The following is a 13,995-nucleotide window of genomic DNA, read 5'->3' as shown; positions in this document are numbered from 1 at the left end:
ACAGTTCATAGACAAGAACTGAACAAAATTGGAAAATTTATTCCATTAATTTTTTGTTCGTATTTTTGCGCTGCACTGCATATAGATGATGTACCGAGTCCAATAAATCCACAAATCAAACAAGATACCACTAGCGAAGGGGGAGAACCATTGCCTACTGAAGCTTCATCCTTGCGTGAGCAAATTCTGGAGTTAACGGGCCAATTCTATGGCAGCCGTTGGCCGGGCCGCTCATTCGTGGCGGGCAGGGACTATGTGCCGGTCAGCGGCAAAGTATTCGACGGGGAGGAGTTAATTAATCTGGTTGATGCTTCCCTGGATTTCCATTTAACGGCGGGCCGGTATACCGCCGAGTTCGAGCGCCGATTCTCCCAGATCATGGGAAAAAAGCATACGCTGCTGGTCAATTCCGGCTCCAGCGCCAACCTGCTTGCCGTCGCGGCACTGACTTCGCCGCAGCTTGGCGAACGCCGGCTGCGGCCGGGCGATGAGGTCATTACGGTGGCCGCCGGGTTCCCGACTACGGTGAATCCGCTGATTCAGCATGGGCTAATCCCGGTCTTCGTGGACGTGGAGCTGCCCACCTACAATATAGATACAGCGCAGCTGGATGCGGCGCTCAGTCCCCGCACCCGGGCGGTGATGCTGGCACATACGCTGGGCAATCCATTTGATCTCGCCACGGTCAAGGCCTTCGCGGACCGGAACAGCCTATGGCTGATCGAGGATACCTGCGATGCGGTCGGGTCACTGTATGAAGGACAGCCGGCCGGTTCCTTCGGGGACCTGGCGACCGTCAGCTTCTTCCCGGCCCATCATATGACCATGGGTGAAGGCGGTGCAGTACTCACCTCCGGCGCCCGGCTCAAGAAGATTGTCGAATCCTTCCGTGACTGGGGCCGGGACTGCTGGTGCCAGCCGGGGGCCGACAATACGTGCGGTAAGCGGTATGACTGGACGAAGGGCGAGCTGCCGCCGGGTTACGACCACAAATATACCTACAGCCATATCGGCTACAATCTGAAGGCGACCGATATGCAGGCGGCCATTGGCGTAGCCCAACTGGAGAAGCTGGGTGGCTTCCATGCTGTCCGTAAACGCAACTTCGAGTATCTGAAGGAGCGGCTTAAGCCCGCAGAAGAATGGCTCATTCTCCCGGAAGCGACGCCGCGCAGTGAGCCGAGCTGGTTCGGTTTCCCGCTGACCGTGAGGGAAGAGTCGCCCTTATCACGCAATGAAATTGTCCGCAAGCTGGAGGAGGCCCGCATCGGCACCCGGCTCCTGTTCGCCGGGAATCTGCTGAAGCAGCCGGCTTATTCCGGCGCGTCTTACCGGGTGGCCGGACCGCTGACCCAGACAGACAGGATTATGAACGATACCTTCTGGGTAGGAATCTATCCGGGGCTCACGCCGGAGATGCTGGACTATACAGCAGAAGTGCTGCTTAATCTGCTTGAAGGCAAGGGGGGGAGAACGTGAAGGTAGTTATTCTGGCCGGGGGATACGGTACACGCATCAGCGAGGAGACCGATGTGAAGCCCAAGCCGATGATTGAGATCGGCGACAAGCCCATTCTGGTGCATATTATGGAGAATTATGCCGCTTACGGCTACGATGATTTTGTCATTTGTCTGGGATATCTGGGCCATGTCATTAAAAAATATTTCGCCGATTTCTACTTGCAGAACTCGGATTTGTCCTTCGATTTTGGCAATGGTAATCAAATGACCCGCCACAACCGCCAGCAGCGGAATTGGAAGGTAACGCTGGCTGATACAGGCAAGGAGGCGATGACTGGCGGAAGAATCCGGCAAGTCCACAAATATATTGGGAATGAGCCGTTCATGCTGACCTATGGGGATGGTCTTGCGGATATTAACATACAGCAGTTGCTGGACTTCCACCGCTCCCACGGGAAGCTGGCAACCGTGACGGCGGTTCAGCCAACGGGCCGCTTCGGTGCGCTGGATATAGTAGACGATGCCAAGGTTACTGGCTTCGTAGAAAAGCCCAAGGGAGATGAAGGCTGGGTGAATGGCGGTTTCTTTGTCCTCCAGCCTGAAGTATTCTCTCTGATCGAGGGCGACAGCACCGTCTGGGAGCAGGAGCCGCTCCGGGAGCTGGCCATCCGGGATGAGCTGAGGGCTTACAAGCATCACGGCTTCTGGCAGCCAATGGATACGCTTCGCGACAAGCGGTATCTGGAGCAGCTCTGGCAAGAGGGAGGCCTCCCATGGATGAGCGCGAACTGACAGCGGCGGCATTCTGGAAAGGCCGGCGTGTGTTCGTGACCGGTCATACCGGCTTCAAGGGAAGCTGGCTCACCCGCTGGCTGACGATGCTGGGCGCAAGCGTGAGCGGTTACGCCTGGGACCGGGATGAGCACAAGCTGTTTCCGCTAATCGGAGACGGGCCGGGGGTTAACACTGTCTGGGGAGATGTGAGGAACCGGCAGCGTCTGGACGCGGCGCTGCGGGAAGCGGCACCGGAGGTCGTATTCCATCTGGCTGCCCAGCCGCTGGTCCGCACCTCCTATCAGTTCCCGGCTGACACCTTCGAGGTGAATGTAATGGGAACGGTGAATCTGCTGGAGGCGGTCGCGAGTGCCGTTGATTCCGGCATTCCAGTCAAAGCTGTCGTTAATGTAACGACGGATAAATGCTACGACAACCGGGAGTGGATCTGGGGCTACCGCGAGACCGATCCGCTGGGCGGCTATGATCCCTATTCTTCCAGCAAGGCGTGTTCCGAACTGGTGACGCAGGCTTACCGTAACAGCTATTTCCATCCGGAGCGCTATGCCGAGCATGGCGTAGCTGTCGCGACCGCCAGGGCAGGGAATGTCATCGGAGGCGGCGATGATTCTCTTGACCGGCTGGTACCCGATTGCCTAAGGTCATTCGGCTCAGGCAGTCGGCCACTTCTGCGCAACCCCGGGGCGACACGGCCCTGGCAGCATGTGCTGGAGCCGCTGGGCGGTTACCTGCTGCTGGCGGAGAAGCTGGTGGAGGGAGGGGCAGAGTATGCTGCCGCCTGGAACTTCGGCCCTGGGGAGCAGAGCGTCCACAGTGTGGAGAAGGTTGCCGTCCGGCTGGCGGCGCTTTGGGGCGAGGGGGCCGGTGTGAAAGTAGCCGCGGCCTCCGGGCTGCACGAAGCCGGGGAACTGCAGCTTGACAGTACCAAGGCCCGCCGTCTGCTGGACTGGCGCTCGCGCTGGAGTGTAGAGCAGGCGCTGCAGAAGACGGTAGAGTGGCACAAAGCACTGGCAGCCGGGGAGGACATGCGGCGGATCAGTGAGCTGCAGATCCGTGAATATATGACAGAGAACCTACAGGAGGGCAATAATGATATCGATCAGTCTATGCATGATTGTACGCAATGAAGAGAACGGCCTGGGCCGTTGCCTGGATTGTGTGAAGGATATTGTCGATGAAATTGTCATTGTCGATACAGGCTCTACGGACCGGACCAAAGAAATCGCTGCCGGATACGGTGCAGTGATCTATGATTTTGAATGGATTGACGATTTCGCAGCGGCCCGGAATGAAGCCTTCAGCAAGGCGACAAAGGAATATATTCTCTGGCTGGATGCAGACGATACGATTGAGGAGATCGACCAGGTGCGCTTCAAGAATCTGAAGGAGACACTGTCGCCGCAGTATCAGTCTGTGACCATGCCTTACAATCTGGCTTTCGACAGCGAAGGCAAGGTGACCACAAGCCTGCGGCGCAACCGGCTGGTCCGCCGGGACTGCGGCTTCCAGTGGATCGGTCCGGTGCATGAGTATCTGGCGGTTGCCGGATATACCTTTGACAGTGATGTCTGTATTACCCATAAGAAGGATAAGGTTCATACGGACCGTAACCTGCGTATCTACCGCGGACGTCAGGCCAAGGGCGAGGACTTCTCGCCGCGCGATCTCTATTACTTCGCGAACGAGCTTAGAGACCATGCCATCTATGAAGAAGCGCTGGAATATTACGAGAAGTTCCTGCAGACCGGCCAGGGCTGGGTTGAGGATAACTATCAGGCCTGCCTGAAGATGGCGGAATGCCACGGACATCTGAATAATAGGGAAGAGAAGAAGAAGGCACTTTACCGCACTCTTAATTATGATATCCCCCGGTCTGAATTCTGCTGCCGCCTGGGTGAGGAATTCCTGCAGGACGGCGAGTACCAGCGGGCTATTTACTGGTTTGAACAGGCGATTTCACTGCCGAAGCGCGCTACCCTGGGTCTGCAGGATATGACCTCAACCACTTGGGTGCCGCATCTGCAATTATGTGTATGCTATGACCGCCTGGGTCAGTACTTGAAGGCGAATTATCACAATGAAACGGCGCTATTCTATTATCCTACGCATCCCAGTATGCTTCATAACCGGAAATACTATAAGGATGTGCTGGGCGAGTCCTTCAGTGAGTTATTTAAGGTTTCTTAAGGGGCAAACATCGCCCTCAAGAGTAGTAGTTCAGGCAGGTCCCGTTCTCCGGAATGGGGCCTTTTTGCTGTTTTGGAGGAGCGAATCAGGAAAATAGGTATTTTTACACATTTATTTGCGGGCACATGAATACCATTAAAGTAAATAAGTCCATTTAATAGAGGAGCGATGTTATGGTCCGCCATTACACTCAACTGGAAATGATTAATTTATCAAAGCTGCCCCCGACTACTGTGAAGCGATGGCTCGATTACTTCTCTTACTTCGTGCAGGGAATCCGTCAGGGCGACCAGATGCTCTATCCCTATGAAACTCTGAAACTGTTAAAACGGATCAGCGAGCTGCGCATGGAGCGCTACCATCTAAGTACGATTGTACGCCTGCTGATCGAGGAAGGCTTCCCGATGTACAGCAAAGGGGAACAGGAAGCTCCAGCCCCAGAGTCTGAAAAGGAGAGCAGCCCAATTGCCGCTGCTGCCGAGACCGATCAACAGCAGCAATTGGTGGCCTCCCTGTCGGCACTGGCCAATGAGCTGATCCGGCTTGCCGGCCACCTGAACCAATGGAAGGTGCAATAGAGGAACAATCCGGCAACGGTGCGGGCGGTTAAGGATCTGAGTAAGGCTTGTCCATTTTGGCGCCTGACAGCTTCAGGTGTTGTCCACGATCCCGGACTTCTCCGGCCTGTCAACCCTGCTGAAGAACAACGGAGGCCCGTTATTCTTCATCCTCTTCTACATCTGTCTCGGTTTCGGTGAGTTCATCTATCAATTTTTCTGAGAGACTTACAGAATCGCCCAGCAGCCGCAGAATCCGGTCCATTTTGCTTAGACTTAACCACTGGCCTCTGGTGATTTCTTCTAGCAGCCTAGCGGTTGTATTGTTTAACTGGATCATATTGCGGAAATTCATATTGCCGGGGTTGGATTGCACGAAGGCCTGCATCGCTTCCGCTTCGGCATTGATGATGTGAGACAGGGACATCTCGTTGATGGCAATCGAGGTTAACAGCAGAGAGATGCTCTCTTCCCGCGTGAGTGAGATATCAGGGGTGATGTTGGGAATGTGGGGCATGGACATGCAAATCTCCTCCAGAAGATTAAAGGTTGCCTTACGCTTGGAACGGTCCGGTTATAGTTATGTATACACCAGGCACAGATTGTCCTATTCCTGTTATTCTCTGAAATCCGGCAAATCCGATATACCTTGGACTATAGGTGATAGGGACAAGTCAAAAGAACATATATATAACAGTAAAGAAATTGAGCCAAGCGGCGGAGGTGAGGAAGCGATGCTAAAGCGGGAACGGTTGATCAAAGCGATTATGATGGCTGCGGCTCTCGAGGAAGAGGCGGTCTCTGCTTTGATCGCGGCTGAAATCCGCAAGCTGGAATATATGGTAGATGGGGATGACGGCTGGGAGGAAGAACTAGACCCGGTACGTCTTGATGCTCTTCAGGAGGCGGTAGCCAGAGTTATCGTTGCCCTGGCGCAGCATCAGGCGATGATCTGCCGGACGCTGGAGATCAGCAGGCGGCTGGCGCGAGAGGTGAATGGGTATGAAGGCTGAAGTCCGCAAATCGGAGGATGAGCTGCTGGTGCAGGCGATTCATAAAACGATGGGGCAGATGGAGCAGTTGAAACAGGCTTGCCTGCGGCTCTCGGTTAATGCGGACGCGGAACTGGAGCTGTTCATGCGCGAGACCGAGCGGCTGCTTGAGCGGGTTCAGTCTCCCGTCCAGGAAGCAGTGAGGCAAGAGCCTGAGCGCTCAATTCAGGCTTCTGCACTCATTAAGAAGACTGTCCGGCCTGCGGCTGCCTATGTCGCCGGGCGTAAGATTGCCTATGCTTCGGGCAAGTCCGGCCGCTTCCCTCAGCGGCGCTCCGAACAGGCCATCCGCAAACGGACGTCCCGCAACAAGCGGGGACAGACCGCAGGAGCGCGTGCATCAGGCGAACACAAGCGGCTACAGCGGCCGCAGACGAAGCCCGTACTTCAGCCTAAGCTGCCGAAGAAGTCTGTGGAGCTCCAGCAGCCTAAGCGAGTGCAATCAGTGAATGCAGCCCAGCCCATTGACTACTCAGGCATCCGGACCTCGTCCAATCTGAAGCGTTCCTTGTAGGCATACTGTATGGGTTGCTGGCCCAAATCGCTCTCAGCCTCCGTCCTCACCGGAGACTTGCCATTCCCCCGCTTCCGGGTCGTAAGTGTCCACCACTCTGGCAGGGTTGCCCGCCGCGACACAGAAGTCCGGTAAATCACGAGTTACTACACTGTTTGGTGTGACTCTGCAGCCCTTGCCAATCGTCACGTTGCCCACAATGACGCAGTGGGCGCCAAGCTCACTGCCGGCACCGATCCGCACCTGCTGGCTAGGGGAGGTAATCCACTGGTCACGGATGGGGATGCCGACTTGACGGTACTGATGGTCAGTGTCGGCGATGTAGACATCCGGACCGACGATGACATTCTCTTCAAGAATGACGCTGTTCGCAGCAGTAATGATCAGATTGCGGCTGCAACTGCAGCCGTCTCCGATCGAAATTGCGGGTGGCTCCCCCTGGCCGGGATGAACAACCGTGAACCAGCTATTCTCTTGAATAAGAACATTACGGCCGATAGCGACTTTCTCCGGACAATTGATATCGGTCTTAAGCATGATGAGACTGCCGGGTCCGAAGGTAATGAAGCGGTTTTGAAATTCCGGGCTGACATTTTCCATGTTCTGATGTCTCCTTTCTGATGGACCGGACAAGCCTGAGGGGGCTTGCCCGGCGGTTATATGGCCTCAAATTTTTAGATGCTTGGCCTGAATCCTATGCAACCGCTCGTGCAGGTCTGGATAATAGGATTCATCCTGGTAGGCTGCAACGAAGATCTGTGCGAAATCTCCGGGCTGCAGTTGCTCAAGATTCTTCTCCAGCATGTAATTGTACCACCAGAGCAGAAAGGTATGGGCGATCTGCTTCTTCTCGGCTGCCAGTACGGCTGCATCCAATCCTGTGTATAGGAAGTGATTAAGAATATCCAGGTATGAATTAATGAAGGTCTGAGCGAAGCTGTATCCTCCTGCAACCTTGTCGCTGCTGGCCAGCAGCTTGCGGTGATACACACAATAATCCGGATTAATCTCCAGTATTGAGAGCTCCAGATAGACTTGGATCAGATTCGAATGTATGAAAAGCTCAGGCGCGGCAATCTGTTCGAATTCTTTCCTCCGCATAATGATTCCCGATAGAAATGTACTGTAGATCGAGACTTGTTCCACATAATTACTGATTCCCGATCCCCGGTTCACGACTCCGGAGTTACTAAGGATATCAAGGAAAAGCAGGCTGCAATCCCGGTTCTGTTCGATCTGATTACACAAGGCATCCATGGAGCCTTGGAGCCAGTAATCCTCGCCGCTATGCAGCTTGATGAATTCTCCCCTGGCATAACCGGCACATTTCAGGGTATTGCCGTCTGCCCCTACGTGCTGTTCATTACGGTAGTAGCGGAGGTTTGAATAATTTTCCTGATACCCCCGCATCAGCTCCTCCGTGTGATCTGTGGAGGCATCGTCGGATACAATGACCTCGAAATCATCCGCCCTGGCATTCTGGCTGTAAATACTCTTCAGGCAAAGCTCGAGCTCTTGTCCGCAGTTATAAACAGGGATGCAAATACTCATTAGCGGCTGCACAGGCGTCTCGTCAGCGGGACGGTCAGCTTCCGTACCGGGCGATACAACGGTCCTTAGCCATTTCCGGGAGCCGGGATCATATTGCTTGATTACTCTGGCAGGCATACCTGCAGCTACACAATAGTCGGGAATTACTGTGCCTGATACAACTACCGAGCCAGCGCCAATGACACAGCCCTTGCCGATCGATACCTCTCCGGCGATAACAGTGTTGGCACCAATCCAGCTTCCAGCGCCGATCGTTATGGTATGGCTCCACGAATCTACCCCTTGCTTCATGATAGGAAGATGGATGTTCTCATAGGCAAGGTTGTGATCGGAGATATGCACATCAGTTGAGATGGCCACCTGTGAGCCAATAACAATCCGGTTCACTGCCGATAGGCTACACCGTCGTCCGATATCACTACCGGAGCCAATTTGGATACGCGGCTCGCTGACAATATTATTGTAGGGCAGCGCGATGCTGCAATCTGCCTGCAGCTTAACTTCATTGCCCAAGGCGATCCCGGCCGCCCCCGATAACTCACAGGTGGGATGGATGTTGCAGCCGCTGCCAAGTCGGTGGAGCCGGTGCTGTCCATGGTTTTTGCCATATCCGTAATATTCCAGAAATATCCGCCGGGCATCTTCATAAGCATCGGTCTGGTCCAGGGTATCAGAGTCATGCAGACACCAAGGCAAATGCTGCTTGGGAACACCTACCTCATAACCGCTGCTGATGAATTCCTGGCAATGGGAAGCATCGTAGAAGTGCCAGCCTGTGAACAAGTCCCTGCGCCAGGGAAGGTCGTATTGTGTAACCATCAATAGTCCGCCGATCGTCTCTACAGCTTCATAATCACCATCCGGCTGCATGAATTCAGTAGACTGAGTCGCACCTGTATGGCTATCGATCACTTTACCGTATTTCTGTGAAGCAGCCTGCCATATCCCGGAAGACGGCAGCATCTTCGCCCCGACAGCCCCGATCATGCCGAGTGAGGGATAATCGGAGAACAGCCGCACGAGGTCTCCAAGAAATTGGGGATTCAGGATATGGACATCTTGATGAAGATATACCTTGTACTTGGCATCCGACTGGCGCATCGCCTGATCGTACCCTGCTGCCAGTCCCGAAGCATTCCTAACGATTTGGAGATCTACGGTGAATCCGTCGGGCTTGATTAATTGCTTTAGACTTTGCTGGCTGCGTTCTGCTAATTCCTCATTATTCACACACATGATGAAACAAATTTTACGGTCATCCATGTCGCTGGTCATTCCTTCCTTGATTCTTTGTGCCAAGCATTTTTTACTGCAAGTAATAATTAGGGAGCTGATGGGGAAGCTTCCTCAGTCTTGGTCAGGGTATAACGGCACAGGCAGAACTGGGGATTTGCTTGTAATAGAGCATGCTGCCGGGATAACCATGGATTCAGATAATGTTTCGCTTGTGCAGAAGCGCCAGTACGCTCCCACTCTCTCCGGTTCAGAATTACCGGAAGAGAAGAAGATGAAGCTGTACGCTTGACGAATTCGGTTAGTCCTTCAAGCCGTTCAGACTGTGGAGTGGTTCGGATGAGCGCAGGCTGAAGCAGGATGACAGCACAGTCAGGATGAGTATGAATTATATTCAGAAGTGGAGTAAGAGTATTAGGATGGAAGGATGTTCCCGGCTCGTGCAGCAAGATAAACTTCCCGCGGGCCATGTCTGCAGCATGCAGGTTAAGATGACTGCTATCAATAGAAGCCGTATTGCGGTGGTAGCAGAAGCTGCGGTACAGATCTCCGAAATGACGCGCCACCTGATCTGCTTCCTCTGCCTGGGCAGCGTCCAGAACACAGACCTCAATTAATCCGTCATCATCCGTCTGGGCATAGATGGACTCCAGACAGCGCCGCAGCTCTCCGGCCTGATTGCGTACCGGCAGGCATATGGACAGCAGTGGTTCCTTGCTTCTGCGTACAAGTACCTCCCTGGCTTCTGCCTCGGTATGTACCTTAACCCACTCCCCGCTAGACGGCTCATAGACCCGGCGGAACTTGGCCGGATTACCGGCGACCACGCAATAATCCGGCACATCCCGGAGAACTACGCTGCCTGCACCGACCACACAGCCTCTTCCAATCCTCACTTGGCCCAGAATAGAGGAATGCGCGCCGATCCAAGAGCCTTCACCGATTGTTACCGTAGAGACACTAGCTTCAGTCTGCCAGGCTTGCATGGTGTCAGATATATACACATGCGGGCCTGTGATTACATCTGCCTTCAATTCCACCTTGCCTGTTGCATGGATCGTCAGGAACCGATTGCATTCACAGCGGTCACCGATCACAATCCGGGGTAAGCCATCCTTGGCGGGAGATGGAATATCCCACCGGTAGCCTTCCCGTACCAGCACACCGGAGCCGATTGCTGTCTGTTCCGGCAACGATAACACACCATCAGAGGAAATCCTGCATCTGGTGCCATAACGGTATAAACGATTATGGAGCGAGGCGGGAATCGTATGCATATGTTCCTCCTTCAATCTTGGTGGACAAATTATTGCAGGGGTATCTGTACTAGCTTATGAACCGGAATGGAATTCATGCGGGGAAATCCGGCCGAATGATCCAGCAAGACCGGCATATACATATACGAGAAATCCGGTAAGTCCGGATATTCAGAATTTGCATGAAGGAGGAGAAGATTTGCCGACCATTAGCTTGTGTATGATTGTACGCAATGAAGAGAAGAGCCTGGGACGATGCCTGTCATCGGTTGCGGATATTGTGGATGAGATCATCATCGTAGACACAGGCTCAACAGATCGTACCAAAGAGATAGCGGCCGAATATGGTGCCACGATCTATGATTTTGAATGGATCGATGATTTCGCAGCCGCCCGCAATTATGCATTCGCCCAAGCGGCTTGTGAGTATATCATGTGGCTGGATGCAGATGATGTCATTGAGGAGATCGACCGGGAGCGGTTCAAGAGGCTGAAGGCTACAATGACTTCCGAATATCATGCCATATCCATGTCTTATATTCTCATAACGGATGAGCATGGGAAGTCACTCTACAGCTTCAGACGCAACCGTCTGATCAGACGCGACTGCGGATTCAAGTGGTTCGGCGCTGTTCATGAGTATATTGAGGTCACAGCGCCTATACTCGAGAGCGACGTCTGTGTTACACATAAGAAAGACAAGGAGTATACGCAGCGTAACCTTAATATCTACCGTAAGATGATCGCTGAGGATAAGCCGTTTACCGCCAGGGACCGGATCTATTACTCCAATGAACTATACGATCATGGATTCTACCTTGAGGCGGTGGAGAACTATGAGCGCTTCTTATCTGAAGGCGAAGGCTGGATAGAGGATAATATTCAGGCGTGCTTGAGGCTGTCGGACAGCCATGGAGCGCTTGGAAACAAGCAGGAGCAGCTCCTCGCCCTGTGCCGCACGTTTGACTATAGTCTCCCGCGCCCGGATGTGTGCTGTAGAATTGGCTTTTATTACATGGAATTAGAGCAATACGAACAAGCAGTCTACTGGTTCAAGCTTGCACCGTCTCTCCCTAAGATCAGTGAACCGGGCACAGAGATTTATTCTGCAAGCACGTGGCTCCCGAATCTGCAGCTCTGTGTCTGCTACGATAAGCTGGGTGATCACACCTATGCTGACTTTAGAAATGAAATTTCTTTTGCACTATATCCAGAAAACGCCAGTAGTATATACAACAGGGATTACTATACGAAGTTGCTGGGAGACAAACATGTCGAGATTAATGTCTACGTGCCTGAAGAACAAAAGGAGTTGGTCCAGTGAAGACGAGTATTATTATTCTCACTCTCAATAAGTTACCCTTAACCATTCAATGTCTGGAGAGCATCAAGCGTAATACACCTGAGGAGCATGAGATCATTATCGTTGACAACGGCTCAAGTGACGAAACGGTGCAATACCTGAAGGAACATTATCCTGAACTGAAGCTAATTGAGAATCAGGAGAATCTGGGGTTTGCCAAAGGCTGCAATCAGGGAGGAGAGCTCGCGGAAGGTGAGGCGATTCTGTTCCTTAATAATGATACCGTAGTTCCTCCCGGGTGGCTGGCGCCTATGCTTCATGCATTGAACAGCGACAGCATGGCAGGCATGTCAGGACCTGTTACGAATTACATTAGCGGACATCAATGTATACCGGTGACTTACAGTGAACTCAAGGATATGGAGGCGTTCGCGGCAGAGTACTGTGAGTCGAAGCGCGGCCAGGTGCAGGAGGTAAGACGCCTGATCGGCTTCTGTCTGCTGGTTAAACGCAGTGTTCTGGAGGAGATTGGCTGGTTCGATGAACGGTATGGCCTGGGGAATTACGAAGATGACGATTTATGTCTGCGGGCACTCCAGCATGGCTATAAGCTGCTGATTGCCTTGGATTCATTCATTCACCATATCGGCCATGCCAGTATGGGGCAGGAATCTTCTTTCGATCTGAATACACTTCTAGAACAGAACAAGAAGAAGGCTTTCCAGAAATGGGGGTCAGATATCCATAATCTGATCTATACTCCGGCCGTAGGGGTATGTGTGGGAATTATTGCACCCGAAGACGAGGCTGCACTGGAAGAGACGCTGGCTTCATTTGCAGGGATAGTGGAACAAATGATTGTGGTGGACCCATCCGGCAATGAACGCATTGCGCAAACCGCAGCCCGCTATACACCGCAGGTCTACACCGTGAAAGGGGAGCATGATATGCGTATGCTGCGGGAATGGATCAGTCATATGGCAACTGAGCCTTATATTCTCTGGCTGCAGGAAGGCGATATCCTCACGCCGGATGAGCGCCGGAGATTCACTGGGCTGAAGCTGTCCTTATTCCATCAATACCAAGTGGTCTCTCTTCGCTGTGGGGAAGGTGCGCGGTACATGATCAGACAGGATAGCGCCATGCTCTATCCGGAGGATATTGAACAGCCGATGCAGAGTCCGTTCTTCGGCTTAGTCAGCGGTGCTACCATCAGTGCCCGCGCGGCCTCTGCAGACCGTGACCGTGAGAATGCTACATCCTCAATAGAAATATAAAGCGAAGCTCATTTCGGACAGGAGGACAATCATGGAACAAGATCTGGTAACGATCGCTATACTAGCAAAGGACAAGGCACATGTACTGCCGCTCTATCTGGAGCTTATTGAGCGGCAGTCATATCCTGCCTCAAAGATCAAACTGTACATTCGGACCAACAACAACAATGACCGGACCGAAGAGATTCTTAGAGAATGGGTCGAACGGGTGGGCGAGAGATACAATGAGGTATGCTTGAATACCAGTGATGTGGAAGAGCCTGTGCAGAATTATGCTCCGCATGAATGGACTTATGAGCGCTTAAAAGTAATTGGCAGGCTGCGTCAAGAGTCTATCGAATGGGCTAAATTAAGAAACACCCATTATTTTGTAGCAGATTGTGATAATTTCATTGCCTCGGATACACTCGAGAGCCTGCTCTTAACAAATCTGCCAGTAGTCGGTCCACTGCTTACTGTCGCTGAATCCCCTTTAAGTCTGTATTCCAACTATCATAATATGGTGCACGAAGATGGTTACTTCAAGAGTAACGATTTATATTTCTATTACTTGTATCAGACTGTGAAAGGTCTGGTGCAGGTTGACGTCATCCATTGCACCTATCTGATACGCCGGGACATTCTGGAGCATGTCCGGTACGATGACGGTACTCCCCGCTACGAATATGTCATTATGAGCGATGGTTTGAGAAAGGCGGGAATCCCCCAATACCTGGATAACCGTAAAAAGTACGGGATGCTGACCTTTTGGGATACCGAAGAGCAGTTCAGCACAGTCAATCTGACGGCAGACGACTTCCAATAATGGAA

Annotated in this window: 14 protein-coding genes; 10 read left to right on the top strand and 4 right to left on the bottom strand. The window is 52.7% G+C overall.

The window, feature by feature from the left end; translation table 11 throughout:
• The first annotated feature begins 150 nt into the window (after window positions 1-150).
• The 5 genes from rfbH to MHI24_RS07145 all read left to right on the top strand — a co-directional run bounded on the left by rfbH (window position 151) and on the right by MHI24_RS07145 (window position 5,020).
• Window positions 151-1,479: a lipopolysaccharide biosynthesis protein RfbH gene (gene rfbH, locus MHI24_RS07165; RefSeq protein WP_340024912.1), complete on the top strand. Its 1,329-nt coding sequence runs from the start codon at window positions 151-153 to the stop codon at window positions 1,477-1,479.
• Complete coding sequence (rfbF, locus tag MHI24_RS07160; RefSeq protein WP_340024911.1) at window positions 1,476-2,252, top strand: glucose-1-phosphate cytidylyltransferase; 777 nt, start codon at window positions 1,476-1,478, stop codon at window positions 2,250-2,252. Before rfbH ends, rfbF begins: the two co-directional genes overlap by 4 nt.
• Window positions 2,234-3,382: a CDP-glucose 4,6-dehydratase gene (rfbG, locus tag MHI24_RS07155; RefSeq protein ID WP_340024910.1), complete on the top strand. Its 1,149-nt coding sequence runs from the start codon at window positions 2,234-2,236 to the stop codon at window positions 3,380-3,382. The genes rfbF and rfbG overlap by 19 nt, the downstream gene beginning before the upstream one ends.
• Window positions 3,345-4,442 carry a glycosyltransferase gene (locus MHI24_RS07150; RefSeq protein WP_340024908.1) on the top strand — a complete coding sequence of 366 codons (1,098 nt, stop codon included), beginning with the start codon at window positions 3,345-3,347 and terminating at the stop codon, window positions 4,440-4,442. The genes rfbG and MHI24_RS07150 overlap by 38 nt, the downstream gene beginning before the upstream one ends.
• 173 nt (window positions 4,443-4,615) lie before the next feature.
• Window positions 4,616-5,020, top strand: coding sequence for a MerR family transcriptional regulator (locus MHI24_RS07145; protein ID WP_340024907.1), 405 nt, complete (start codon window positions 4,616-4,618; stop codon window positions 5,018-5,020).
• A 139-nt stretch (window positions 5,021-5,159) separates the two neighbouring features.
• Here the strand turns inward: MHI24_RS07145 and MHI24_RS07140 are convergent, their stop codons facing one another.
• A complete protein-coding gene (locus MHI24_RS07140) occupies window positions 5,160-5,522 on the bottom strand; it encodes a hypothetical protein (RefSeq protein ID WP_340024906.1) in 363 nt (120 codons plus the stop codon).
• A 211-nt stretch (window positions 5,523-5,733) separates the two neighbouring features.
• On the opposite strand from MHI24_RS07140, the gene MHI24_RS07135 reads away from it, so the two are divergent.
• On the top strand, window positions 5,734-6,012 hold the full coding sequence (locus MHI24_RS07135; RefSeq protein ID WP_340024904.1) for a hypothetical protein: 279 nt from the start codon (window positions 5,734-5,736) through the stop codon (window positions 6,010-6,012).
• Entirely contained in the window at window positions 6,002-6,565 is a 564-nt protein-coding gene (locus MHI24_RS07130) for a hypothetical protein (RefSeq protein WP_340024903.1), read from the top strand. Before MHI24_RS07135 ends, MHI24_RS07130 begins: the two co-directional genes overlap by 11 nt.
• Window positions 6,566-6,598: 33 nt before the next feature.
• Here the strand turns inward: MHI24_RS07130 and MHI24_RS07125 are convergent, their stop codons facing one another.
• The 3 genes from MHI24_RS07125 to MHI24_RS07115 all read right to left on the bottom strand — a co-directional run bounded on the left by MHI24_RS07125 (window position 6,599) and on the right by MHI24_RS07115 (window position 10,626).
• On the bottom strand, window positions 6,599-7,165 hold the full coding sequence (locus tag MHI24_RS07125; RefSeq protein WP_340024901.1) for an acyltransferase: 567 nt from the start codon (window positions 7,163-7,165) through the stop codon (window positions 6,599-6,601).
• Window positions 7,166-7,231: 66 nt separating this feature from the next.
• Entirely contained in the window at window positions 7,232-9,415 is a 2,184-nt protein-coding gene (locus MHI24_RS07120; protein WP_340024900.1) for a glycosyltransferase, read from the bottom strand.
• Window positions 9,416-9,438: 23 nt separating this feature from the next.
• Window positions 9,439-10,626: a glycosyltransferase gene (locus tag MHI24_RS07115; protein ID WP_340024899.1), complete on the bottom strand. Its 1,188-nt coding sequence runs from the start codon at window positions 10,624-10,626 to the stop codon at window positions 9,439-9,441.
• Between the two features lie 178 nt (window positions 10,627-10,804).
• Here MHI24_RS07115 and MHI24_RS07110 point away from each other — a divergent pair, with 178 nt between their 5' ends.
• The 3 genes from MHI24_RS07110 to MHI24_RS07100 are packed head-to-tail and all read left to right on the top strand — an operon-like array spanning window position 10,805 to window position 13,990.
• Complete coding sequence (locus tag MHI24_RS07110; protein WP_340024897.1) at window positions 10,805-11,929, top strand: glycosyltransferase family 2 protein; 1,125 nt, start codon at window positions 10,805-10,807, stop codon at window positions 11,927-11,929.
• Window positions 11,926-13,185: a glycosyltransferase family 2 protein gene (locus tag MHI24_RS07105; protein WP_340024896.1), complete on the top strand. Its 1,260-nt coding sequence runs from the start codon at window positions 11,926-11,928 to the stop codon at window positions 13,183-13,185. The genes MHI24_RS07110 and MHI24_RS07105 overlap by 4 nt, the downstream gene beginning before the upstream one ends.
• 31 nt (window positions 13,186-13,216) lie before the next feature.
• Entirely contained in the window at window positions 13,217-13,990 is a 774-nt protein-coding gene (locus tag MHI24_RS07100) for a hypothetical protein (protein WP_340024895.1), read from the top strand.
• Window positions 13,991-13,995 lie beyond the last annotated feature (5 nt).

The organism is Paenibacillus sp. FSL K6-1096 (genome assembly GCF_037977055.1).
In the GTDB taxonomy this organism is placed as follows: Bacteria; Bacillota; Bacilli; order Paenibacillales; family Paenibacillaceae; genus Paenibacillus_AQ.
The sequence above is the reverse complement of the archived record's forward strand: the minus strand, read 5'-3'. Positions and strand labels throughout refer to the sequence as shown.

Coding starts and splice junctions, on each gene's coding strand:
- rfbG (WP_340024910.1), top strand. CDS start 2,234: ATGGATGAGCGCGAACTGACAGCGGCGGCATTCTGGAAAGGCCGGCGT.
- MHI24_RS07150 (WP_340024908.1), top strand. CDS start 3,345: ATGATATCGATCAGTCTATGCATGATTGTACGCAATGAAGAGAACGGC.
- MHI24_RS07145 (WP_340024907.1), top strand. CDS start 4,616: ATGGTCCGCCATTACACTCAACTGGAAATGATTAATTTATCAAAGCTG.
- MHI24_RS07140 (WP_340024906.1), bottom strand. CDS start 5,522: ATGTCCATGCCCCACATTCCCAACATCACCCCTGATATCTCACTCACG.
- MHI24_RS07135 (WP_340024904.1), top strand. CDS start 5,734: ATGCTAAAGCGGGAACGGTTGATCAAAGCGATTATGATGGCTGCGGCT.
- MHI24_RS07130 (WP_340024903.1), top strand. CDS start 6,002: ATGAAGGCTGAAGTCCGCAAATCGGAGGATGAGCTGCTGGTGCAGGCG.
- MHI24_RS07125 (WP_340024901.1), bottom strand. CDS start 7,165: ATGGAAAATGTCAGCCCGGAATTTCAAAACCGCTTCATTACCTTCGGA.
- MHI24_RS07115 (WP_340024899.1), bottom strand. CDS start 10,626: ATGCATACGATTCCCGCCTCGCTCCATAATCGTTTATACCGTTATGGC.
- MHI24_RS07100 (WP_340024895.1), top strand. CDS start 13,217: ATGGAACAAGATCTGGTAACGATCGCTATACTAGCAAAGGACAAGGCA.